Below are 23074 nucleotides of genomic sequence, written 5' to 3'. Positions count from 1 at the left end.
AACCTCGTGGTCGTTCCCTCACGGGATCGCGGCCGGGTGCTGCGCCCGCCGCCCTCCGACGCGCGCGTGGTCGTCGCGACGCGGGGGTGGACCCTGGCGTCGACGTGCACATAGCCGCGCGCCGCGGCACGCGCGATGGACCCGTTTGTGACGCTGATGCGTGAGTACGATGACCGTGTGACCACAACCGCCGAGTACTACGACACGTATTGGTCGGAGGGCGGAGCCGGGTACGTCGGCCGCGAGAGCGACGCGGTGGCCGAGGTCTTCGCGCGGTTCGCGTCCAAGGGCGCCGACACCGACGTGCTCGACATCGGCTGCGGCGACGGCCGGGTCGCCGGCCCCTACATGCAGGCCCACGCGCGCTCCTACGTCGGCGTCGACGTCTCGGCCGCGGCGGTGGAGCGCGCCCGCTCGCTCGGGCTCGACGCCCGGGTCATCGAGGACGCCGCCGTGCTCCCCTTCGCGTCCGCGTCCTTCGACCTGGTGCTCTGCTTCGAGGTCTTCGAGCACCTGTTCCGCACGGAGGAGGCCGCCGCGGAGATCCTGCGCGTCCTGCGACCAGGCGGCCACGCCGTCATCCAGGTGCCCAACGCGGCGCACTGGCGCGCCCGGGCCGACCTCGCCCTGCTGGGGCGCTTCTCTCCGCTGGGCGACCAGGAGTCGGGCACGCGCCCCTGGCGCGACCCCCACATCCGGTTCTTCACCCTGGACTCGCTGGCCGGTCTGATGCGACAGGTGGGGCTGCGCGTCGTCGAGCGCAGCGGTGGGGGCGTCACGCCGCTGCTCGACCTCCCGTTCCTGCGCGACCGCGTGACCGATCGTGCCGCCGGGCCCGTGGCCACTGCGCTGATGCGCCACCGCCCGGAGCTGTTCGCCAATCGCATCCGCGTTGTCGTCACGCATCCCTGAGGTCGCCTCGCCGGCCGTCGCGCTGCTGCTGAGCACCGACGTCTTCGAGGAGTTCTACGGGCGCGGCCTCGGGCTGACGCGGGAGGCGTTCGTCGAGACCTATCGCAACGACTGGTCCTGGGAGTACGCCTATGCCTTGCGCGACCAGGGCGTCAGGGCCACGATCTACATCCCCAGCGAGCGCGGCAGCGCGGTCATGGCCACGCCGGAGGGGGTCGGCATCCGCTTCGTGGGGACCGGCGTCGTCGACGCCCCGTGGCGGCGGGTGCGATCGCTGCGTCGCACACCGCCGGGACGCTACGTCCACCAGGTCGCCAACGCCCTGAGCATCCTGCCCGAGCTACGGCGCGGGTTCCGCGAGGACCGCATCACCACCATGATGGTCCAGGAGTACTGGACGGGCCGGTGGGACGTCCTCTCCGGACTGCGCCTGCCGGTCATCGGCATCGACCAGGGGATGCCGGACCGCCACGAACTCAAGACGTTCAAGCGGCGCACCCTGCCGCGGGCGCGGGCGATCGTCGTGCAGACCTCGGCCGAGGCCGACAAGGTCCGTCGGCACGGCGGTCACCCGACCCGGATCCCCAACGGCGTCGACGTCGGCCGCTACGCCCCGGCGCCGGCCACGGCGGCGGGGCCGGGCAAGGAGATCGTGATCGTCGCGCGCCTGCTGGACGTGCAGAAGCGGATCTCCGACCTCATCCACGCGCTGGCCCGCCTGGACGCCGGGTGGTCGCTGCGCATCCTGGGGAGCGGACCCGACGAGCAGATGCTGCGCGAGCTCGCGCGGGAGGCCGGCGTGGCCGACCGCTGCCGGTTCGACGGCTTCGTCATGGACCGCTCCGTGATCGTGGAGGCGATGCGCTCGGCCGCCGTCTTCGCCCTGCCGTCGGCCTACGAGGGGCTGCCCATGTCGCTCCTGGAGGCGATGGCCTGCGGATGCTCGGTCGTCGGGTCCGACATCCCGGCCATCGCCGAGGTCGTCGAGCACGACCGCACCGGGCTGATCGTGGGCGTGGGGGACGTCGGGGCGCTGGCCGAGGCGATCGTGGAGGCGCACGCCCGGCGGGCCGAGCTCGGCGCGGCCGCCCGCGCCGCCGCGGTCGCGACGTACTCCCGCGAGAGCTGCGGACGCCGCCTGGCCGAGCTGGTGGTCAACTAGCGGCGCTCGGCGTCGCCGGCGAGGGTCGCATAGAGCTCCACGGTGCGTGCGCCGAGCACGCCCCAGTCGAACTCCTGCTCGACCCAGGCGCGGCCCACGTGGGCTCGTCGAGCCCACGAGGCCGGGTCGTGGAGCACCGCCCGCATCTGGTGCGCGAGCCCGGCGACGTCGTCGCCGGCCACCAGCTCGTCGCGGTATTCCGGCGGCATCACCTCGCGTGTGCCTCCCGTGTCCGTCGCGATGACGGGCACGCCCGTCGCCAGGGCCTCCTTGAGCACCACGGGCGAGCCTTCACCGGAGCCGCTAGGCAGCGCCCGGCTGGGCATGACCATCAGGTGGGCACCTCGCAGGACGTCCCGCACCCCGTCAGGACCGAGCGCGCCGTGGAACCGGATCTCCTCGAGGCGGTGTTCGCGGGCCAGAGCCTCCAGCGCCGAGCGCTCGGGCCCATCGCCGACGAGGTGCACCTCGACCGGCGTCCCGTCGGCCCGGAGGCCGGCGGCGGCCCGCAGCAGCACGTCGGCGCCCTTGCGCTCCACGAGGCGCCCGACGAACGCGACGCGGGGGGCGTCACACGCGGCCGGCGGCTCGCGGAACGTGAATCGCCGGACGTCGACGCCGGCGGGAACGATGTGGGTCGGACCTGCCCACCCGAGGTCCTCGAGCGCGCCCTGCACGTATCGGGAGACGACGATGGCCGCCGTCATGGTGCCGAAGAGGCCGGTGTACACGCCGCGGTGCTCGGGCTGGAGCGGCAGTACCGTGACGTCGCTGCCATGAAACGTCGTGACGAGCGGTATGTCCATGAGCTGCGCCAGCGGTGCGGCGTACAGCGCGGACCATCCGAAGTGGGCGTGCAGCAGATCGGGGCCGGCCGTGCGGGCGTCCGCCAGCACGCTGCCAGCGAACCGCCGGCGGGGGTCGGCGCCCCGGAGGCGATCCACGATCCGGCGCGCCGTCGATGGCACGGGGGCCACGATCCGTCGCTCCGGCGGGGGAAGAGGGAACCTGTCCTCATTCTCGCTCCGCCCGCAGATGACCCAGGACTCGGTGCCGTGCGCATCCACCGCGGCGATCGCGTCCGGGATGAACGTCTCGGAGACCGTCACGTAGGTGTTGACCACGTGGCCGACGACGACGTGGCTCATCCGCCGCTCCGGAGCCGGCGAGACGCCAGCACGCGCGCGACGGGCGCATGCACTGACGGATCGCGCACCAGACCTGAGAGCAGAAGACGCAGGGCCGAGAGCCGGTGCCCCTGTGCGATGCGCCGCTCACATTCGTTGAGCGCCAGCCGACGGTGGAACGCGCGCTCGGACCACCACGGCTGGTCCCGGTAGCGCTCGAGTAGGCCGCGCTGTGCCGCCCGGGCCTCGGAGACCTGACCGGTCTTCTGACCGTCGTGACGGTAATAGATGCAGACCGGGTCGGGCACCGCGACGCCCGGGTGGCGGGACAGCACCCGCAGCCACAGGTCGAAGTCCTCCGCGAAGCGTAGGCCCTCGTCGAAGCCGCCCACCTCGCGCACGGCCGCGCGGGACACCAGGACGCCGCCCGAGCTGACGAAGTTGTCGGGGAACACGAGCGCGGCGGGTGAATACAGCTCCGTGCGCCGTGCAACGCCGGAACGCTTCGTCACGATCGAGGAGGCCGACTTCACCAGCGAGGCGCCCGTGACCAGCTCGTAGTCCTCGGCCAGGGGCCAGAGGGTGGCGAGATGACAGGGCAGCCACTCGTCGTCGGAGTCCAGGAACGCAATCCAGGGCTGCGTTGCCGCCTCGACGCCCATGTTGCGGGCCGCCGCGGCGCCGCCGTTACGCTCCCGGCGCAGAACGGTCGCACCGGCGGCCTGCGCCCGTTGGATGGTCGCGTCGGTCGAGGCGTCGTCGACGACGAGCACCTCGGCCGGAGGGCGCGGCTGCGCCAGGACGCTCCGGACGGCACGCTCCACAACGTCGGCCCGGTTATAGGCAGCAATGACCGCGGTCACCGGAAGCGGAGCCTCGCTCATTGACGTGGAGGCTAGCAACGGCCGCCCCGGGCGCCGGGGTGTACCACGCTACAGTCGGCGGCCGATGCCGGGGACACCTGATGAGGAGCACCAGGGGTCCGTCGGCGCATCCGGTGAGACCTCGACGCACGCAACGCTCGGGGATGCGGCCGTCTCGGGCGTCCGCTGGGTCGGTCTGGCCCGCGTGGTCTCCGAGCTTGCCGCGTTCGGGGGCATCGTGGTCACCTCGCACCTGGTACCTCCGGCGGAGTTCGGTCGTGCGGCGATCGCGCTGTTGGTCAATGAACTGGCATCCGGTGTGGGGTCACAGGGGATCGCCACGCCGCTCATCCAGCGCCGCCAGGTCGGTTCCGTGGAGCGGGGGACCGCGATGGTCCTCAGCATCGTGTCGGGGTTGGTGCTCACCGTGCTCACGGTGCTCGTCGCCGTCTTGGTGATGCCGTTGGTGTTTGACGATCAGACCGGTCGCCTGACCCTGATCATCGCCCCCATCTTCCTCATCAGCGCTGTCGCGGGTGTGCCGTCGAGCTTGCTCCAGCGTCGGTTGGACTTCCGGTCTGTCGGCTTGGCCGATGCGGCCGCCGCGGTGATCGGCACCGCCGTGATGGTCGCGCTGGCGGTCGCCGGCCTAGACGGCGAGGCGATCGTCCTCGGGGCGGTCGCCACCGCGGTCGTGACGCTGGTCGGGACCCAGCTCGCGGCGCCGCGACCCAACCTGGCCTGGGACCCGGGCGTGGCCCGGGACATCCGCCGGCTCGGCCTGCCCGCCCTCGGCTCCGGTCTTCTGTACTTGGGGTTCCGCAACATCGACTACATCTTCGTCGGCGCGCGCCTCGGCCCGACGGTGCTCGGCTACTACTCGCGGGCCTATCGCATCGGCGTGGAGTACCAGTCCAAGCTCAGCGCCATCATGTTGCGGCTGTCTCTCCCGCTGTTCTCGCGCGCGGAAGACCTCGTCGAGCTGCGACGGATCCGCGGGCGCATCGTGCGCGTCCACGCGCTGCTGCTATTCCCACCCATCCTCCTGGTGACCGGCGTGGCGCCGATCCTCGTGCCGTTCGTGTTCGGGTCGCGGTGGGAGCCGGCCGTCGAGCCCACGCAGATCCTCACCGCCGCCGGCCTGGTGGCCACCATCATGACCGGGGTCGGCCCGCTGCTGGTCTCCCTCGGGCGCGCCTCGACGCTCGTGTGGCTCAACCTGGTGTCGTTCGTCGCGTTCGGCGTGACGGTGGCGATCGCCGCGCCGCACGGGATCATCGCGGTAGCCGCGGCGGGGGCCGCGATCCAGGTCGTGCTCATGCTGTTCACGCACGTCACCGTGCTGCGTCCGCTTGTCGGCATCACGGTCAAGAGCATGTTCGAGGACATCCTGCCGCCGCTCGTGGCCTGCGGGCCGCTCCTGGGGCTCGCGTTGGCCGGGACCCGTGTGCTCGACGACACCTTCGCTCCGCTGGCGCTGCTGGCGATCTCCGCCGCCGGGCTGGTCAGCTACCTGGCCACACTGCGGGTCGTGTTCCCCTCGGCGTACGACGAGCTCATGGGGTTCATGCGGCGTCTGGCCGGTCGCAGCCGCCGCTGACAGGGCATCTCGCGGCCCTTGTCCCGCCGCGAACACCCAATGGACGTCTGTTTGAAGGGCCGCGGGATCGGCCAAAGACTGGGGGAAGCGGACCGACTCCTATGGGTAGTCGCCCGGCCGCGGCCGCGACCCGTTCCGAGCTTCCCCGACTCTCCGCGGCCATCCGCCTGCCTCATGCCGCTCCTTCCCCATCGTACGCTCACCCGGGCGGCCTGCCTGGCCGTCGTGCTTGCCGGCCTCGCCGGTCCCGCGCACGCCGCTCCGCTGCCCAAGGGCTTCGTCCCCTTCGCGCCCGACTCGGTGTGGAACCTTCCGCTGCGCGCCGACGCGCCGCTGCAGCCCGGCAGCTCGCGCTACATGGCGTTCTTCAACCAGCAGGTGGCCCGCTACGGCGGCTACATCAACAGCCCGCAGTGCGGGACGCCGATGTTCTGGGCCCCGGCGGGCACGCCGCACACATCGGTGACGCTCGATCATCCGTCCTACACCGATCCCGCGCTGGTCCAGGCCTGGTCGTCGGTGCCGATCCCGCCGGATGCCCGGCCGGCCAACTGCAGCGACCGGAACTTCGCGGTCCTGCAGCCCCAACCGGACGGGACCATCAAGGAGTGGGAGTTCTTCGGTGCCGTGAAGTCCCCGACGGGCGCGTGGTCCGCGCGCTGGGGCGGCGTCACGGAGGACCTCCAGCACGACCGCGGCGTGGCATCGTCGCTGTCCTGGCGCAATCCCCAGGGCGATCGCTCGTCGCGGTTCAACTGGAACGTGACGGCCTCGTCGATGTCGACGATCGCCGGCACGGTGACTCTGGACGAGCTGCGCGAACGGCAGATCCACCACGCGCTCGCGTTGGCGATCACCGCGTCGGCCAAGGGCCGGTGGAACTGGCCGGCCCAGCGGGCTGACGGATGGCTGACCGACCGCTGGGCTCTCCCCGAAGGTGCGCGCATGCGACTGGATCCCTCGGTGGACCTGAGCCGGCTGACGATGACCCCCATGGTGCGCATGCTCGCCGAGGCGGCGCAGAAGTACGGGATCGTCGTGCGTGACCAGACGGGCGGCGTCAACACGTTCATCGCACAGGAGCCGCCGGCCGGCACCCCCAACATCATGGCACCGCTGCTCGAGGGTCAGTACACGATGAAGGCCATGGCGGCCTTCCCGTGGCAACACCTCCAGCTGTTGGCGGCCAAGACCTGCCAGGGCTTCTCGGTCGAGTGCGTCGTGAGCGATCGGGCTGCGCTCGACGTCGACGTGGCCGCCCACGGTGGCCTGATCCGCCTCGACACCTCCAACTCGGTGCTCAACCAGCCGCGGGCGGCCGTGTCATGGGATCTCAACGGGGACGGGTCGTTCGAGACGGCGGGCGGTCGGGCCGTGGTCCGGACCGTCCCGATGGATGCCGCGGGCCGGCGGGTCGGCGTACGGATCACCACACGCTCGGGCTCCACGGTTACCGCCTACGCAACGGTGGCGGCGCGGGCGCGGGCGGGGAAGAGCCGCCGCCCGGCCTAGCGGCCACGGGACAGGACCGCAGAGCGGCGCTACGGTACGCCGATGGCGCTCAAGACCGACGCAAGTCATGCGGAGAGCCACCGCTACTACGAGGAGTTCTCCTTCGCCGTGGGGATGCGGGACTGGCTGCAGCCCAACCTCCGGCACGAGCAACTGCGGCTGCTGATCGAGGACGTGGTCACGGGCCGCGGCCTCTCGCTGCTCGACGTCGGCTGCGGAGCGGGCGTGATGACCAGCTTCCTGACGCGCTTCGGCCAGGTAACCGGAATCGACTTCAGTGCCAAGGCGATCGACGCAGCACGGCGCATCGTCTCGGACGTGAATTTCCATGCCGGGACCGTCGACGTGCTTCCGCCGGAGGCCCGTTTCGACGTGATCACGCTATTCGACGTTCTGGAGCACATCCGAGCCGAGGATCGGCCCGGGCTCCTCGGCGACCTGCGCGGTCGCCTCACCGAGGACGGCGTGCTGTTCATCTCGACGCCACATCCTCGATTCACCGGTGCGCGACGGGCTGCCTGCGACGAGACCCTCCAGATCGTCGACGAAGAGGTCGAGCTGCATGACGTACTCCGCGAGGCGCGCGATGTGGGGCTCGGTCTTACGCGTTACCAGGTCTACGACGTGTTCGCGGGAAGCCCCGAGTACCAGATGATGGTCTTCACTCCGGACCGGGTCGTCGGGGGCCCGCCGTCGAAGGTCGACCCGCGGCTCAGGTACCCGGGACGCCGACGCTGGCGCATCGCCAACGCGGCACGCACCGTCCGGCACAACCCGCGGGTCGCTCGCTGGTTCCTCACCGGGCGGCCGCCCACGATCAGGAGCTAGACGAAGGGCCCGTCGTCACCACCTGGCCGTCGCCAGGTGGTGGGGCGCCGGCGGGTCCGCTTAGACGGCCACGAGCTCCGGCTCCGGCGCCGGGTCCGGCGGCCTCGACGGCGTGCCGCGGTGCACCAGGATCTCCTGGACCGGCAGGGTCCGGGCGCTGGCGTACAGGATCCCGAGCCAGACCCACACGATGTAGTTGCCGAACGGGAACGTCAGCGGCGCGAAGTTCGACAGCACGATGAAGTTGAGGAGCACGGCGAGCAGGCCCATGCGCCACCTCTCCAGCTCGGGCGGACCGCGGCGCGACAGCGCCCGCCAGGCCGCTCCGAGGAACGCCGAGATCCACAGCACGAAGCCGGCCACCCCGAGCTCGGCGAGGATCGAGAGGGCGACGTTGTGCAGCTGGGCCACGCTGGTCACCGGGTAGGTGGCCGCCTGCGTGTAGAACGGCGGGCTGGCCTCGGCGAACGTCCCCCACCCGAAGCCGAGGGTCGGCCGGGCGTCGATCATGTGGATCGCGGCCCGGTTGCTGTTCAGCCGGTCCCAGACCGAGGTCTGGACCTTGGTGCGCTCGTTGGCGCGGGTCGAGAGGCCCGGTACGAGGGCGAGGCTGCCGGCGACCACGAGCGCGCCGGCCAGCAGCGCCGGGACGAGGAACCGGCGCAGCGGGCGGAAGGCCGCCAGGGTCACGAGCCCCGACACGGCGGCGGCGAGCCACACCTCGCGCGTGACGGTCCCCACGATGCCGATGGCGCACAGCAGCGCCACGGCGAGCGCGATCCGACGGTAGGCCACCTCGCGCCAGCTCGCGAAGGCCATGATCGAGGCGATGAGGCAGACGGTGAGGGCGCCGCCGTTGGCCGAGGCCTCGACGAAGGGCCCGCGGGCCCGGCCGAAATGGATGCCGACGTTCGGGTCGGCGATGTAGCGCGGGAACAGCAGCTGGGTCGCACCGATCGTCTCGAACACCGCGGTGACGCCGAGGTAGCCCCCGAGCGCGACGAGCCCCACGAGCAGCCCCCGGCGCTGCGCCGGATGCCCGTAGATCACGGGCGCCATGACGAACAGCAGGAACGGCAGCAGCCCCAGCTGGTCCAGGAGCGCGAAACCGCTCCGCTTCTCGACGAGGTGGCCGCTCCAGGTCGCCGAGACGATGGCGTAGCCCGCCAGCAGCGCCAGGATGAGGGGTACGCCGTCGAGGCGCAGGCCGCGCCAGCCCTCCTTCCGCCACTTCAGCAGCGCCAGGAAGATGCCCCAGACGACGAAGAACCGGTCGATGCCGATCGGCAGCCCGAGGTTGCGCCAGTTGCCGGAGAACACCCCGAGCACCAGGCCGACCGTCACGACGTGGCCGGGATCGACCCGTGTCGAGATGCTCGCGACGGACGCGACGGCCAGCGCGCCGAACGCGGCGAGCAGGATGAGCTGCGGCGTGAGCACGCCTCAGTACGCCTTGCGCCGAGCGCGCGCCTCCAGCGCGGAGGCGATGGCGACGCCGACCAGCAGGCCCACGAACGCGCCGAGGATGCCGAGCTTCTGCATCCACGACCGCTGGTCGCTCGTGGCGGCGACGGGCCGGGTGATGACGCTCGCACCCTGGTACTGCCTGGCGGAGGGCAGCGAGCTGTTCTGATACTGCTGGCTGTAGGTCTGCGCGATGAGGTCGAACTTCGCGGCGTCGGCGTTGAGCTTGGCCAGCTCGGCATCCGTGACGCTGTTCTTGTCCGCGGCGCGCTGATCCTCCAGTCGCTGGGCCTCGGCCCGCTTGAGCGCCGCGGTGTTGGCGGCCGCCTGGAACTTGGCGAACGCCTGCTTGGCGTCGTTCTGGCCGTTGTTGCCCAGCTTGACGATGTAGGCCTGGGCCGCGTTGACGGTCAGCCGGTTGAGCCGCAGCGCGGACTGCGCGTCGGGCCCGGTGGTCTTGATCCGGAACGTGCTGCTGTCGGGCGTCGGGCTCGCCGAGATCCGATTCCGCAGCTCGACGGGGCCGAGGTGCTCGCGCCGATCGACCTGGTTGATGACCGTCGCGCTGACGACGAGCCGGCTGTAGACCCCGGCCAGCACCTGCACCGCGGCGGCGTACCCCTGCAGCGACTGGGTCGCCAGGTCGGCCTGGCCGACCGTGAGGTCCGCCTGCGCCGTGTACTGGGGCTTGCGGACGATCCCGCCGGCAACGCCCGCGCCGGCGAAGACCAGCACGAAGAAGAGGATCAGGAGCTTGTGGCGCGAGACCGCGCGCGGCACGACGCCTGGGCTCTCGGCCACCGGAACGTGCTGCTGTCGGGCGAGCCAGGTGGGCAGAAGTTCTTCGCTGGGTCTGGGTGTCATGTCGTCGTCGGCCCCTTGAGAAGCTCGAGGTGATGCCTGTGGCGGAAACGCGGACCCGCAGGCAGACTAGCGAGAGGGTCAGACTCCGAGTCCCGCTTCGTCATGCGATGGTGGGTTCCTGGGAGATTCGTGCTCCCGGGCGGTTCGTACCCACTCCGTCGGCGCTCCGCGGCGGACCATCGATGTCATCACGGCCAGCCTCCGCAGCACGAGCCGCGGGGCGTGGACGAGCGCTCGCCACACAGCCGAGGGCGCTCGGGCGGCGACCAGGCCACCCACCACGTACAGGCCCTGCCCGGCGAGGGTAGCGAGACCGAAGCGCCGCCCGCGGGAGGAGCCGGAGACGGCCGAGCCGGCGGTCGCCGCCAGCGTCGCGGCCAGCAGCAGGCTCTGAGGCGGGACCCACCGCTCGAGGGCGGCATGTACGTGCTGCGGGCTGCGGTTCATGATGCCCTTGGCCAGGAGCCGTGGTGCGGTGCCGCGGGCCAGGGCGGCGTTGCCCCCCTCCCACCGCAGGTGCTGCTCGCGCGCCGCCGCGGCGCTGGTCGGCATCTCGGAGGCGACGTGGGCGTCGCCGGCGTAGGCCACCCGCAGGCCGGCGTCGATCAGGCGCAGGTGGTACTCGGTGTCCTCGGTGATCGACGTGCTCTCCCACGGCACGCGTCGCAACGTGGTCATGGCGAAGGCCATCCCGGTCCCGAACAGGCCGGTCGAGAGGCCGAGGGCCTGCTTGCCGCCGGCACGCACGTCGTGCATGAGCAGGAACCCCGCCGTGCGCAGCGCGGACTCCGGTGAGGCCTCGGCGTTGGCGACCACGTAGCCGCACTGGACCGCCGCGTCGGCGGCGGCCAGACGACCCGCCATGACGCCGAGGAGGTTCTCGGAGGCGATGCAGTCGGCATCGACGATCGCCACCGCGTCGGCGGCGGGCCGCTCGGTCGTCAGGCGGCCGATCGCCCAGGCCAGCGCCTGGCCCTTGCCGCGGCGCTCCGGGTCGATGCGCTCCCACACCGTGGCGCCCGCGTCGGCCGCGACCCGGGCCGTAGCGTCCGAGCAGTTGTCGGCGATCACGATCGTCTCGCGGAGATCGGCCGGGTGATCCTGAGCGGTGAGTGACCGTACGGTGTCAGCGATCCCACCGGCCTCGTCGTGCGCCGGGACCAACACGATGATGTGCACCGGCCGCGTGGCGGGGGGCGTGGCGCCGGATCCCCGGGACGGGGCGGCGGCGGCGAGGGTCAGGAGGTATGCGGTTGCTGAGGCGGTCCAGGCGTGTCCGGCGGAGAGGACGGCCCGGGCGAGAGCTCTGACGATGACCGCAGTCTGGCACACGCTGCGCGGACCGCCACGCGTCACGGGTGATCCATCGTCGTCCGCCGATCTGCAGGTCACCAAACCGGTGTGTCGATCGGTCGGTTACCGGACGATGAACAAGGCTCCAGTTCCCCTTCCAAGCCAGTGACCAACGGGAGGATTTCTGCCGCCTGGTCCGTACAAACCTATGACCTTGACAAGCACGACCGGACAATCACCAGCGCGGGTCTAACCTCAGGCTGGCCGAGCTGTCCGGGTCGTCAGCGCGCGGCACATCGACGACATGGACTTCGCCCCGGAAGGACCCTCGGCCGTGATCACCCCGCAGACCCAGACCCACCGCTTCAGGCGAGCGAGGGCCCAACGCGAGGCTTGGACGCAGCCGCTGTTCCGGGCCAAGGCGCCGCTGCGCGTGTCGTTCGCCGGCGGCGGCACCGACGTCCCGCCCTTCCCGGAGCGCGAGGGCGGCTTGGTGTTGTGCGCCACGATCAACCGCTTCGCCCACGGCACGCTGCGGCCGCGCGTCGACGGCCGGGTGCGGGTCGAGTCCCTGGACCTGGGCATGGCCATCGACTACGGCGCCGACGAGCACGTCGACTACGACGGGCAGCTGGATCTGGTCAAGGCCGGCATCCGCCGCGTCTCGCAGCTGGAGGAGCCGCGCGGGATCGACCTGTTCCTGCACACGGCCGCACCGCCGGGCTCGGGCCTCGGCGCCTCCTCCGCGCTCATGGTCGCGCTCATCGGCGTCCTGCGCGATCACCACAAGCTCGCGCTGACCGACTACGAGATCGCGCGGCTGGCCTGGGAGGTCGAGCGAGTCGACCTGGGCCTCAAGGGGGGCCTCCAGGACCAGTACGCCGCGACGTTCGGCGGGTTCAACTTCATCGAGTTCGGCCCCGGGGACGTGCTCGTCAACCCGCTGCGCATCCGCCCGACGACGATGTACGAGCTGGAGTCCAACCTGCTGCTGGTCTTCACCGGCAGGACCCGGGCCGGCGACCACATCATCGAGGACCAGACGCAGCGATACGAGGACAGCGACGAGGACGCGCTGGCCGGGCTGCGGATGCAGAAGACGCTGGCGCTGGAGATGAAGGAGGCGCTGCTGCGAGGCAAGCTCGCCACGTTCGGCAGCCTGCTCGGCGTCGCCTGGGAGGAGAAGAAGAAGATGTCACCGCGCATCTCCACCCCGGTGATCGACGAGGCCTACGACGAGGCGATCCGCGCGGGGGCGCTCGGCGGGAAGGTCACGGGCGCCGGCGGGGGCGGCTTCATGTTGTTCTACTGCACGCCCGGGACCCGTCACAAGGTCGCCGCGCGCTTGGCCCAGATGGGGCTCGAGGAGGCCGAGTTCGCCTTCGAGGAGACCGGACTGCGGACGTGGACCTATGTCGAGGGTTGAACTGCTGGCCGGCTCCCGCGCCGAGCTGCTCGCGGAGCGGATCGACGAGGCGATCGGAGTGCTCGAGCTGCTGCGGTCCCCGCCGGTCGCCGAGGCCGTGGACCGCATCGCGGGCGCGGTGGTCGGCGCGCTGCGCGGCGGCGGACGCGTCCTGCTCTGCGGCAACGGCGGCAGCGCCGCCGACGCGCAGCACCTCGCGGCCGAGCTCGTGGGCCGCTTCCAGCTCGAGCGCCAGCCGTTCGCCGCGATCGCGCTGGGCGACAACGTGGCCGCCGTCACCGCCATCGGCAACGACTACTCCTACGACGAGGTCTTCTCGCGCGCGGTCCTGGCCCACGGCCGCCCCGGCGACGTTCTCATCGGCCTCTCGACCAGCGGCCGCTCGGCCAACGTCGTTCGCGCCCTAGAGGCCGGGCGGTCGCGTGGGCTCGTCACCTGCGCGTTCGTCGGTGCGCCGGGATCGCCGATGGCGGCGGCGGCCGACCTGGTGGTAGCAGTCGACGGCCCCGGCACCGCCCGCATCCAGGAGGCCCACAAGCTCCTGGGCCACACGATCTTCGAGATCGCCGAGCGCGAGCTGTGCTGAGGCCGGGCGGTGCGGCGTTCCTGGACCGCGACGGGACGATCAACGTCAAGGCGCCCGAGGGCGCCTACGTGGAGCGGCCCGAGGACCTCGTCCTGCTGCCCGGGGCGGCGCAGGCGATCCGCAGCCTCAACGACGCCGCGATCCCGGTCGTGGTGGTGACCAACCAGCGCGGCATCGCGCTCGGCCGGATGGACGAGGTCGACCTGGCGGCGATCCACGTGCGGCTCGTCGACCTGCTCGACCGCGAGGCCGGCGCGGCGGTCGACGACATCCTGCACTGTCCGCACGACCGCGGCCCGTGCGGCTGCCGCAAGCCGGCGCCCGGGCTGCTGCTGGCCGCGGCGCAGCGCCACCCCCACATCGAGCTCGGCCGGTCGGTGGTGATCGGCGACCGGCCGAGCGACGTCGAGGCGGGCGCGGCCGCCGGCGTGCCGGGGCTGCTGCTGGGCCGCGACGCCGAGGACCTCGCCCACGCCGTGCAGCACCTGCTCGCGCCCGTCAGCGCGATCTGAGCCGGAGGCTGGACAGCGCCAGGCGGGCGGCGAACGGCAGGCCGTCGACCAGGTAGCGGCGGCCGAGGCGCCGCGGCTCTTGGATCATGCGGGAGACCCACTCCAGCCCGAGCCGCTGGACGAGGACGGGCGCCCGCTGGATCTCGCCGGTGACGAAGCTGAAGGAGATCCCGCACGAGACGAACCAGGCGCCGGGCAGCACCGACCGCAGGTCGACGATCAACTTGTCCTGCTTGGGGAAGCCGAGCCCGACGAACACGATGTCCGGGTTCGTGCGCCGCAGGTCGCCGGCGATCGCCTCGCGTTCACGGGCGTCGCGCTCGAAGCCGAAGGGCGGGCAGCGGTGGCCCGCGATGCGGAGGCCGGGGTAGTCGGTGCGCAGGCGGACGGCCGCCTCGGCGGCCACGCCCTGGTTACCGCCGAGCAGGTAGACGGAGCGGTCGCGGGCCGCCGCCCGCTCGCTCAGGGTGCGGACCAGGGTCGAGCCGGCGACGCGGGCCGGCAGCGGCTGTCCCTGCAGGCGCGAGGCCCAGACCAGCGGCATCCCGTCGGCGACCGCGAGATCGGCCTGGGCGACCAGGCGGTTGAGTGCCGGGTCCTCAACGGTCTGGCGCAGCACATCGAGGTTGACCGGGCACAGCCATCCGCCGTCGCCACGGTCCAGCGCATCGAGCACGTGCTCGATCGTCTGCTCCTCGGTGAGCGGTGCGAGGCCGAGGCCCATGAGCGTGGTGGTCCTGGGCGGAGCGTCACCGGCGGGTGCGTGGCCGACAGTCATGGAGGGCGCGAAGGTCACTCCTGCGCCGCCGGGACACTATCGCAAGGTGAGCCTGTCCTCCATCGGCTCCAGTGGGCTCGTGGTGCATGACCGTTGGATCGGTGGGTCAAGGTCGCTGAGCCCGTGCATGGTGTCACCAACGTGGCGACGATTGGTGACATCCGCCACGTGGTCGGCTAGCATCGCCGCATCCTCACGGTCCTCAGACAGCTCCAGGTCACGCTGAGACGCGACTTCGGGCGGACAACGAGCAAGGACGATCGGCGGACTGTGGCCGTCTTCCGCCTCGGGCAGCAGCTGACCGCCGCGGATCGCCGCCCCATCGGCCTGTACATCGTCTGGCGGATCCTCGACCGGGTGTACCTGCGCTGGATCGTCGGCTCCGAGCTCCCGCGGGAGGTCGTCTGCGGGCCGGGCCTGCTCCTGCATCACGCCGGCCGCGGCATCGTGCTCCACCCGCATACGGTGCTGGGCGAGGACGTCAACATGTACCACGGCGTGACCATCGGCCAGCGTGGGCCCGGGCGACCGCCGATCATCGGCGACCGGGTGTACCTCGGCGTCGGCGCCACCGTGATCGGGCCGATCACCGTGGGCGACGACGCGAAGATCGGCGCGGGCGCCGTCGTGGTCACCGACGTCCCGGCCGGCGCCACCATGGTCGGCGTCCCCGCCGTGCAGGTGAGCCTCCGTGCGCCGGTCGTCACCGTGGCGGCTGCCGGTCCGCAGCCGGCCGTGCGGGCGGCACCGGCGCCGCTGTCCTGAGCCCCACACGCTTGCTAGCGTCCCCACGGACTTGCCGGACGAGCCCGCCATCGCCTACATCGTGGGTCTGTATCCCGGTGTCTCGCACTCGTTCATCCTGCGGGAGGTCGAAGGGCTCCGCGCCCGCGGCGCGCGGGTCGAGACCTTCTCGCTGCGCCGGGTTCCGGACGATCAGCTGCTCACCGACGCCGATCGCCGGGCCGCCCGCGAGACGTCGGTCATCCTGCCGCCTCCGCCGGGCGAGCTCGTCGGGGCGCATCTGCGTGCGCTGCGCCGCCGCCCGGGCACGTACCTGCGGACGCTGGCGGGCACGCTGCGCTCCAGCGCCGGAGGCGCGCGCAACGGCGCGTGGAAGGTCTTCTACTTCACCGAGGGCATCCTGCTCTGGGACCGCCTGCAGCGTCGCGGCATCGGCCACGTGCACGCCCACTTCGCCAATGCGGCGAGCGACGTCGCGATGGTCGCGGCGCAGTTCGGCGCCGACGACGGCGTGGGCTGGAGCTTCACGATGCACGGGCCGACGGAGTTCGACGACGTCACCCGGTACGGGTTGCCGCGGAAGGTCGCCGAAGCGCGGTTCGTCGCGTGCATCGGCGACTACTGCCGCTCGCAGCTCATGCGGATCTCGCCCCCGCAGGACTGGGCCAAGCTGCAGATCGTGCGCTGCGGCCTGGACGTCGAGCGGTTCACCGCCACGGAGCGGCCCGACCGCCCCGGGGGCCGGCTCGACGTCCTCTGCCTGGGGCGCCTCGTGCCCGACAAGGGCCAGCGCACGCTCGTGCACGCCGTCGCCGCGCTGCGCCGTGAGGGCCTGGACGTGCGCGCCACGCTGGCCGGTGACGGACCGGACCGCCCGGCGCTGACCGCGCTGGTGCAGGAGCTGGGCCTGGCCGGCGTGGTCACCCTGACGGGTCCGGTGGGCCAGGACGACGTCGGCGACCTCTACCAGGCGGCCGACGTCTTCTGCCTGCCGAGCTTCGCCGAGGGCATCCCCGTCGTGCTCATGGAGGCCATGGCGATGGAGCTGCCCGTGGTGACCACGCAGATCATGGGGATCCCCGAGCTCGTCGACGACGGCGTCCACGGGCTCCTGGTCGAGCCCGGCCGCCCGGACGTGCTGGCGGCCGCGCTGCGCGCGCTGGCCGCCGACCCCGCGGCCCGCCGCGAGATGGGTCGCCGCGGCCGTGCGCGGGTCGCCGAGTCCTTCAGCGCCGCGGAGGCTGCCGAACGGATCCACGCCCTGCTCGGCGGGCCAGCCGCGTCCGCGCCGCGGATGTGACGAGCGTCGCGAAGGCGGGCGGTCCGTCGACCAGGTAGCGCCGGGCCAGGCGGCGGGGCTCCTGGATCAGGCGCCAGAGCCACTCGAGCCCGACGCGCTGGAGGGTCCCCGGCGAACGCTGCACCTCCCCGGTCACGAAGCTGAAGGAGATCCCGCAGTTGACGAACCAGATCTGTGGGAACAGGGGTTGCAGGCGGGCGATGAGCCGCTGCTCCTTCGGCGACCCCAGCGCGACGAACACGATGTCGGGCCGCGCCCGGCGCAGGCGCTCCTCGATGAGTTCGGTCTGCCGCGGGCTGTGCTCGAAGCCCAGCGGCGGGCAGTGGGTGCCGGCCACCCGCAGGCGCGGATGGCGTTCGACGATGGTGTGCGCCGCCTCCTCCGCCACGCCCTCGTTGCCGCCGAGCAGGAACACGGAGGCGCCGTCGCGCGCGGCCGCCTCCGGCAGCGTCCAAACGAGCGACGAGCCGGCCACGCGCTCGGGCAGCGGCGTGCCGGCGATGTGGCTGGCCCAGATGAGAGGCATGCCGTCGGCGACCCGGATGTCGGCCGAGCTCACCAGGTCGTGCAGCTCCCGGTCCTGGCGGCACTGGCGCAGGATGTCCAGGTTGACGGTGCACAGGAACCCGCCCGCGCGCGACGCGGAGGCCTCGAGGACCTCCTCGATCGCCTGCTCCTCGGTGACGGCGTCCACGCGGACGCCCATGAGCTCGACCTCGGTCTCCGGGCTGGGGTGCGCGGTCACGTGCGGGGATCGCTCCTCGTGCTGGTGTGGACGTGGTCGCGTGCGATCACCCCGCCCGGCCGGCGGCGGATGACCTCTGCGCAAGGTGCTGGGGTGCGGGGCGCTCGCGCGGTCCGGTCCATCGGCCGGCGATGTGACCCGGCGCGCGACGCGTGCTCCCGCCACCGGCGGCTGCTGACCACCGGCGCCCCCACGGTAGCCGGGTCCTGCCCGCGCCGGCCGCTCGGCGATCCCGGCCGACCGCCGGTCGACCGTCCGGGCCGCGGACCGAGGTCACACACCGATCCCGGTGACCAATCCTGCGCAAGTCGCTCATCGATGGTCATCGCGTGCATGAGTCGTTCGTGCTCGGACGCCGTCCCCCTGCCCGCCCCCGCGCCGCCGGGTCGCCCCGGCGACCACTACCGTTGCGCGTCGATGTCCGCCGCCACCTCCAACCGCCTGGACCTCGCGATCCTGCGCGCCGCGCGCACCCACGGTCACGCCCGCCCGGTCGAGCGCGCGGTCATGGCCTTCTCGAGCACGGGCGAGCACGCGGCGCTGTGGCTCGTGGGGGCGCCGCCGGCGCGGTGCTCGACGCCCCGCGCCGCGACCGCTGGCGGCGTGCGATCGCCGGCGTCGCCGTGACCCAGGTCGTCAACAGCGCGATCAAGCTCCTCGCCCGCCGCGACCGGCCCGCCCTCGACGGCCTGCCGCACCTGATCGCCACCCCGACGCAGCTGAGCTTCCCGTCGGCCCACGCGTCGTCCTCGTTCGCCGCGGCTCGGGCCTACAGCCCGCTGGTCGGCTCGCGCGTCGTCTACCCGGTGGCCGCCGCGATGGCCGCCAGCCGCGTCTACCTCGGCGTGCACTACCCCTCAGACATCCTCGCCGGCGCCCTGCTCGGCACGTTCATCGGAGACCGAGCCAGATGAAGGTCGGCATCGTCGGCATGCCCAATGCCGGCAAGTCCTCGCTGTTCAACGCGCTGACGAAGGCCGGCGCGGAGGCGGCGAACTACCCGTTCACGACCATCGAGCCCAACGTGGCGATCGTACCCGTGCGCGACGAGCGCCTGGAGCGCGTCGCCGCGCTGCTGCACGCGTCGGAGATCGTCTGGGACACCATCGCCTTCCACGACATCGCGGGCCTGGTCAAGGGCGCCTCGGAGGGGGAGGGGCTGGGGAACAAGTTCCTGGCCAACATCCGCGAGACCGACGCGATCGTCCACGTCGTCCGGGCTCACACCGACGAGTCGATCCTGCACTCTGAGGGCTCGGTGGACCCGGCGCGCGACGTCGACACGATCGAGACCGAGCTCGTCTACGCCGACCTCGAGCAGGCCGAGCGCCGCGTCGAGCGCGTCGCCAAGCAGGCCAAGAGCGGTGACAAGGAGGCCGCCGCCGAGGAGGCGTGGCTGCGGACCGTGGTCGCCGCGTTGCAGGAGGGCCGGCCCGTCCGTGGGATCCCGGTCCCCGACGCCGCGCCCAACGCCCTGCGCAACCTCAGCCCGCTCACCGCCAAGCCCGTGCTCTTCGTCGTCAACGTCGACGAGGGCAGCGACGAGATCCCGGCCGTCATCGCCGAGCACGCCGCCCGGCAGGGCGCGGGCGTCGTCGCGCTCTCCACGCGCCTGGAGGCCGAGCTCGCCGAGCTCGACGAGGAGGACGCCGCTGCGATGCGCGCCGACCTCGGCGTGAGCGAGTCCGGACTGGACCGGGTCTCCCAGGGCGCGTTCGCGCTGCTGGAGCTCAACTCGTTCTTCACGGCCGGGGAGGGCACGATCGCCCAGTCCTGGCACCTGCGCAACGGCCTGACGGCCTGGCACGCGGCCGGCCAGATCCACACCGACATCCAGAAGGGCTTCGTCCGCGCCGAGGTCATCGCGTGGGATGCGCTGCTGGACGCCGGGGGCTTCGCCGGCGCCCGCGAGCGCGGCACGCTGCGCCTGGAGGGCCGCGACTACGTCATGCGCGACGGCGACGTGATCAACGTGAAGTTCACGCCCTGAGGGAGCTGCCACGATGGACCTCCCGCGCCGCGTCGAGAAGCCCTGGGGCCACGAGCTCTGGTACGCCCTGACCGACCGCTACGCCGGCAAGATCCTGCACGTGGAGGCCGGACACCGGCTGTCGCTGCAGTACCACCAGCACAAGGACGAGAGCAACTACCTGCTCAGCGGGCGGCTCCGGCTCGTCAAGGGGCCGTCGGCCGACGCGTTGACCGAGACCGAGATCGGCCCGGGGCACACCTGGCGCAACGTGCCGGGCGAGATCCACACGATCGAGGCCATCGAGACCGCCGACGTGCTCGAGGTCTCCACGCCCGAGGTCGATGACGTCGTTCGCCTGTCCGACGCCTACGGCCGTGAGGGCACGACGGCGCATTGACCGCGGCGCACCCACCGCGCCCGCGTCCCCGGCGCCGCCTGCGGCGCGCGGCCTTCGTCGTCCTGCTCCTGCTCGTCGTCCTGGCCATCGTCGCGTTCTTCGTCGCCTCGGCCGGCAGCTTCAAGACCTATCCGCGGGCCGGCCTGACGAACCCGGCCCTGCAGCGCGCCGCGCCGGCCTGGACCCGGCCGTGCGACCGCAGCGCCCCGTACGTGCCGGCCGATCAGACCACCTGTGCCCACGTCCACGGGCGCGTGGTCTGGATCCAGCACCACGACCCCGATGGCGACGGCGACCGCCACCTGCTCGTCCTCGCCCACCGGCGCATCCACATCGTCAAGGTCCCGATCTCGCTGCGTGTGGCGCACCTGCCCGGCGTCGGCACGAACATCGACGCGGTCGGCTTCGTCCTGCGCGGCGCCAGCGGCCACGACGAGATCGACGCGGTGCGCCTGGTCCCCGGCGGCCCCACCGGCACCTGACCGCCATCACGATCCCTTAGTTGGCCCGAAGCCGTCGTGGGTACGCTCACCGGACCATGGGCGTCCTGCTCTACCTGATCCTGCTCTTCGTCTCCGGCCTGATCGTCGGCGGCCTCGGTCGTCTCGCGCTCCCGGGCCCGGACCCGATGAGCATCTGGATGACCGTCGGCATCGGCCTGGCGGCGTCCTTCATCGCGGGCCTGGTCATGTGGGCGATCACCGGGGGCCGCTACGGCGCCTCGTTCATCGTCAGCGTGCTCGTCGCCACCGGCCTGGTCTACCTCGTGCGCCGCTCGCGCGGGCAGACCGCCTGGTCGACCCGGCGGCCCGACAACCGGCCCCGCCGCCCCGTCTAGGCCAGCACGCGCACGGCGGACTCGTCGCCGTCGTGCCCGGCGCGGGCGCGCAGGCGCCGGGCGCGGCGCTCGTCGCGAGCCTCGCGCTCGTCGGCCAGCGAGGCCGCGCGCCAGCCCAGGAACGCCCAGACGTCGACGGCGATGAAGATCGCCACCGCGGCGAGGATGGCGATCGTCAGGCCCATGCCGAAGCCGCCGCGGTCGCGGACCGCCACACGCGTCCCGAGCGCGAGCGCCACGGACTCGTCGCTGCGCTGCACCGGCGTCCTGCGGATGTCGTCGCGCAGGACGTCCCACGCCGGCTTGGGCCGCCCGTCGTAGGTGATGAGGCCCTTGTGGTGGATCGGGCTGCGGTCCACGCTGGGCAGGCCGGCGCCGCCGTCCCACGCGGGCTTGACCGCGAACTCGCGCAGCGTCCAGTAGATCGCCCCGCTCAGCGTCGGCGACGACGCCACGGTCTTGAGCACGTCGCGGGTGTAGACGGCCTGGAACTCGTAGGTCTGCTTCTCGGTCGACGGTCCCGTGATCGAGGACTCCGCGCCGAACTCGGTCAGCACGAGCCCCGAGTTGGGATACATCGCCCGCATGGACTTCAGGTAGGGCGCGAGCGCGTTGATGTCGGCCGTCGAGTGGCCCGGCTTGCCCGGGTACCAGCCGAAGTAGCTGTTGACGCCCAGCAGCGCGAACTGCGCGTAGGCGTTCTGGCGCGGGTAGCCGGGATAGCTCAGCGTGTCGACCGAGGACGGCAGCGTCGGGTCGAGGTCGAGCGTCAGGGCCCGGGCGTCGCGCAGGAAGGCGGCGGTGGCGGGGACCTGGTCGGGGATGACCGACAGCTCGTTGGCCACCGAGTGCGTCAGCGTCGAGGGGTGGTTGCGCGTGGCCAGGACGGTCGCGCGGACCGTCGACAGCGCCGCGTTGCGCTGGGCGACGGTCTTCAGCAGCGCGTCGCGGTGGTAGATCGGCGCCTGGGTCCAGACGAGGATGCCGGCCTCGTCGAGCTTGGCCTGCAGGCGCTCGTCGAGCGCGTAGTGCGCGCGGGTCACGTTGGCGCCGACGGTCCTGAGCTGGTCGACGATCCCCGCGATGTCGGCGTCGGTCAGGGCCGGGCCGTGGCCGTCGACGTCCTCCTGGATCGAGGCGCCGCGCAGCTCGATGGGCCGGCCGTTGAGCTCGAGCAGCCCGTGGCGGACCGCGACGGTGCGCAGCCCGATGCGCGTGTGGTCGACCTGCTGGACGCCTGAGGCGTCGGCCGTCTGGAGCGTCGTGCCGTACAGCGCGGGGTGCCCGGGGCCCCAGAGCACAACGTCGCCGGTGACGGGGACCGAGAAGCGCACGCGGGCGGTCTCGCCGGGGGCCAGCGGGCGGGCGGTGGCGCTCGCGCCGCCGGCGCGCACGCCGTCGGGGTCGGTCAGCCGCGCGGCGAGCCTGGGGACCACGGTCGTGGTCCCGCGGTTCGCGACCTCGGCGTCGACGAGCACGCTCCAGCGACAGCCGGTGCCGTCGGCGTCGCACACGCGGCGCGGCAGGAAGCCGGGGTCGTGGGTGACCAGGCCGCCGAGCGGGACGAGCTGGGCCGGGCGCGTGATGCCGCCCCAGTTCCACCAGCCCTCGCGCGGCTCCTTGCCCTTGCGGTTGTCGGCGCGGACGACGAGCTCGTGCGGGCGGCCGTCGTCCAGCGCGGGCAGCGCGACGGTGAACGGCGCGTAGGGGTCGGTGTTCGTCGCCAGGTGCCTTCCGTCGAGCCACACGTCGGCGACCCGGCGGATCTGCTCGAAGTGCACGGCCCAGGTGAAGCCCGGCGCGCTCGTGGGCGCGGTGATCGGCACGCGGTACCAGCCGACGGAGCCCGGGAACGTGTCGGGGTCGGGTTTGGGATCGAAGACGTGCGGCAGCCGGACGGGCCTGAACGCCGCGTCGGCGCCCGCGGCGCCCGTGGCCCAGCGCTCGGCCAGCCCGCGGTCTCCGGGGTCCGGCGCGTACTCCCAGGCGGCCCGGTCGAGATCCACGGCGCGGGGCGGCGCGGTGGCCGCGTGCGCGACGCCGCCGCCCGCCGCGCCGGCCAGCGCGGTCAGGGTCAGGCAGACGACGAGGCGTCGCACCACGGCAGGGATCACCGCGCAAGCATCGGCAATCGGCCCCGGGGCCTGGAGA

General features: G+C 72.5%; 24 protein-coding genes. 16 read left to right on the top strand and 8 right to left on the bottom strand.

Features of this window, described 5'->3' with window-relative positions:
• Positions 1-177: 177 nt before the first annotated feature.
• Together FSW04_RS03090 and FSW04_RS03085 are read left to right on the top strand one after the other, a co-directional pair.
• A complete protein-coding gene (locus FSW04_RS03090) occupies positions 178-912 on the top strand; it encodes a class I SAM-dependent methyltransferase (protein ID WP_187369205.1) in 735 nt (244 codons plus the stop codon).
• Positions 893-2074: a glycosyltransferase gene (locus FSW04_RS03085; protein WP_146916139.1), complete on the top strand. Its 1182-nt coding sequence runs from the start codon at positions 893-895 to the stop codon at positions 2072-2074. The genes FSW04_RS03090 and FSW04_RS03085 overlap by 20 nt, the downstream gene beginning before the upstream one ends.
• Here the strand turns inward: FSW04_RS03085 and FSW04_RS03080 are convergent.
• Complete coding sequence (locus tag FSW04_RS03080; RefSeq protein WP_146916137.1) at positions 2071-3222, bottom strand: glycosyltransferase family 4 protein; 1152 nt, start codon at positions 3220-3222, stop codon at positions 2071-2073. The two genes, FSW04_RS03085 and FSW04_RS03080, sit on opposite strands and share 4 nt — an antisense overlap.
• Positions 3219-4064, bottom strand: a complete 846-nt coding sequence (locus FSW04_RS03075) for a glycosyltransferase family 2 protein (protein WP_187369204.1) — start codon at positions 4062-4064, stop codon at positions 3219-3221. The genes FSW04_RS03080 and FSW04_RS03075 overlap by 4 nt, the downstream gene beginning before the upstream one ends.
• Between FSW04_RS03075 and FSW04_RS03070 the strand changes: the two genes are divergently transcribed.
• From FSW04_RS03070 to FSW04_RS03060, 3 genes are read left to right on the top strand one after another with little or no spacing between them, the layout of a single operon-like run.
• A complete protein-coding gene (locus tag FSW04_RS03070; RefSeq protein WP_146916133.1) occupies positions 4051-5664 on the top strand; it encodes an oligosaccharide flippase family protein in 1614 nt (537 codons plus the stop codon). The two genes, FSW04_RS03075 and FSW04_RS03070, sit on opposite strands and share 14 nt — an antisense overlap.
• An 18-nt stretch (positions 5665-5682) precedes the next feature.
• Positions 5683-7176: a hypothetical protein gene (locus FSW04_RS03065; RefSeq protein ID WP_146916130.1), complete on the top strand. Its 1494-nt coding sequence runs from the start codon at positions 5683-5685 to the stop codon at positions 7174-7176.
• 42 nt (positions 7177-7218) lie between these two features.
• Positions 7219-8004: a class I SAM-dependent methyltransferase gene (locus tag FSW04_RS03060; protein ID WP_146916128.1), complete on the top strand. Its 786-nt coding sequence runs from the start codon at positions 7219-7221 to the stop codon at positions 8002-8004.
• 60 nt (positions 8005-8064) lie between these two features.
• On the opposite strand, the gene FSW04_RS03055 is transcribed toward FSW04_RS03060, so the two are convergent.
• The 3 genes from FSW04_RS03055 to FSW04_RS03045 all read right to left on the bottom strand — a co-directional run bounded on the left by FSW04_RS03055 (position 8065) and on the right by FSW04_RS03045 (position 11499).
• Positions 8065-9444, bottom strand: coding sequence for an O-antigen ligase family protein (locus FSW04_RS03055; RefSeq protein ID WP_146916125.1), 1380 nt, complete (start codon positions 9442-9444; stop codon positions 8065-8067).
• Positions 9445-9447: 3 nt separating this feature from the next.
• Complete coding sequence (locus FSW04_RS03050) at positions 9448-10269, bottom strand: Wzz/FepE/Etk N-terminal domain-containing protein (RefSeq protein WP_187369203.1); 822 nt, start codon at positions 10267-10269, stop codon at positions 9448-9450.
• Between the two features lie 141 nt (positions 10270-10410).
• Entirely contained in the window at positions 10411-11499 is a 1089-nt protein-coding gene (locus tag FSW04_RS03045) for a glycosyltransferase family 2 protein (protein WP_228431375.1), read from the bottom strand.
• 430 nt (positions 11500-11929) lie between these two features.
• On the opposite strand from FSW04_RS03045, the gene FSW04_RS03040 reads away from it, so the two are divergent.
• The 3 genes from FSW04_RS03040 to FSW04_RS03030 are packed head-to-tail and all read left to right on the top strand — an operon-like array spanning position 11930 to position 14149.
• On the top strand, positions 11930-13051 hold the full coding sequence (locus FSW04_RS03040; RefSeq protein WP_146916119.1) for a GHMP family kinase ATP-binding protein: 1122 nt from the start codon (positions 11930-11932) through the stop codon (positions 13049-13051).
• Positions 13038-13637 (top strand): D-sedoheptulose-7-phosphate isomerase, encoded by a 600-nt coding sequence (locus FSW04_RS03035; protein WP_146916117.1) that lies wholly within the window; start codon positions 13038-13040, stop codon positions 13635-13637. Before FSW04_RS03040 ends, FSW04_RS03035 begins: the two co-directional genes overlap by 14 nt.
• Positions 13631-14149, top strand: coding sequence for a D-glycero-alpha-D-manno-heptose-1,7-bisphosphate 7-phosphatase (locus tag FSW04_RS03030; protein ID WP_146916115.1), 519 nt, complete (start codon positions 13631-13633; stop codon positions 14147-14149). The genes FSW04_RS03035 and FSW04_RS03030 overlap by 7 nt, the downstream gene beginning before the upstream one ends.
• Here FSW04_RS03030 and FSW04_RS03025 read toward each other — a convergent pair.
• Entirely contained in the window at positions 14136-14927 is a 792-nt protein-coding gene (locus FSW04_RS03025; RefSeq protein ID WP_228430843.1) for a WecB/TagA/CpsF family glycosyltransferase, read from the bottom strand. The two genes, FSW04_RS03030 and FSW04_RS03025, sit on opposite strands and share 14 nt — an antisense overlap.
• Positions 14928-15197: 270 nt before the next feature.
• On the opposite strand from FSW04_RS03025, the gene FSW04_RS26705 reads away from it, so the two are divergent.
• Together FSW04_RS26705 and FSW04_RS03015 are read left to right on the top strand one after the other, a co-directional pair.
• Positions 15198-15692 carry a serine O-acetyltransferase gene (locus FSW04_RS26705; protein WP_228430841.1) on the top strand — a complete coding sequence of 165 codons (495 nt, stop codon included), beginning with the start codon at positions 15198-15200 and terminating at the stop codon, positions 15690-15692.
• A 31-nt stretch (positions 15693-15723) separates the two neighbouring features.
• Complete coding sequence (locus FSW04_RS03015) at positions 15724-16971, top strand: glycosyltransferase (protein WP_146916111.1); 1248 nt, start codon at positions 15724-15726, stop codon at positions 16969-16971.
• Here the strand turns inward: FSW04_RS03015 and FSW04_RS03010 are convergent.
• The gene (locus tag FSW04_RS03010) at positions 16898-17716 is read right to left on the bottom strand and encodes a WecB/TagA/CpsF family glycosyltransferase (RefSeq protein WP_228430839.1); all 819 of its coding nucleotides are present in this window, start codon (positions 17714-17716) and stop codon (positions 16898-16900) included. The genes FSW04_RS03015 and FSW04_RS03010 overlap by 74 nt on opposite strands.
• Before the next feature lie 417 nt (positions 17717-18133).
• Here FSW04_RS03010 and FSW04_RS25595 point away from each other — a divergent pair, with 417 nt between their 5' ends.
• The 6 genes from FSW04_RS25595 to FSW04_RS02985 are packed head-to-tail and all read left to right on the top strand — an operon-like array spanning position 18134 to position 20923.
• Positions 18134-18343: a hypothetical protein gene (locus FSW04_RS25595; RefSeq protein WP_187369201.1), complete on the top strand. Its 210-nt coding sequence runs from the start codon at positions 18134-18136 to the stop codon at positions 18341-18343.
• Positions 18340-18630 (top strand): phosphatase PAP2 family protein, encoded by a 291-nt coding sequence (locus FSW04_RS25590; RefSeq protein WP_187369200.1) that lies wholly within the window; start codon positions 18340-18342, stop codon positions 18628-18630. Before FSW04_RS25595 ends, FSW04_RS25590 begins: the two co-directional genes overlap by 4 nt.
• Entirely contained in the window at positions 18627-19706 is a 1080-nt protein-coding gene (gene ychF / locus FSW04_RS03000) for a redox-regulated ATPase YchF (protein ID WP_146916106.1), read from the top strand. Before FSW04_RS25590 ends, ychF begins: the two co-directional genes overlap by 4 nt.
• Before the next feature lie 13 nt (positions 19707-19719).
• Positions 19720-20085: a cupin domain-containing protein gene (locus FSW04_RS02995; RefSeq protein WP_146916104.1), complete on the top strand. Its 366-nt coding sequence runs from the start codon at positions 19720-19722 to the stop codon at positions 20083-20085.
• On the top strand, positions 20082-20567 hold the full coding sequence (locus FSW04_RS02990) for a hypothetical protein (protein ID WP_146916102.1): 486 nt from the start codon (positions 20082-20084) through the stop codon (positions 20565-20567). The genes FSW04_RS02995 and FSW04_RS02990 overlap by 4 nt, the downstream gene beginning before the upstream one ends.
• 56 nt (positions 20568-20623) lie before the next feature.
• A complete protein-coding gene (locus FSW04_RS02985) occupies positions 20624-20923 on the top strand; it encodes a GlsB/YeaQ/YmgE family stress response membrane protein (RefSeq protein WP_146916100.1) in 300 nt (99 codons plus the stop codon).
• Here the strand turns inward: FSW04_RS02985 and FSW04_RS02980 are convergent.
• Positions 20920-23037, bottom strand: a complete 2118-nt coding sequence (locus tag FSW04_RS02980; protein ID WP_187369199.1) for a glycoside hydrolase family 2 protein — start codon at positions 23035-23037, stop codon at positions 20920-20922. The genes FSW04_RS02985 and FSW04_RS02980 overlap by 4 nt on opposite strands.
• Positions 23038-23074 lie beyond the last annotated feature (37 nt).

Origin of the sequence: Baekduia soli (assembly GCF_007970665.1) — a bacterium.
Lineage (GTDB): Bacteria > Actinomycetota > Thermoleophilia > Solirubrobacterales > Solirubrobacteraceae > Baekduia > Baekduia soli.
This window is presented reverse-complemented; position numbering and strand designations above follow the sequence as displayed.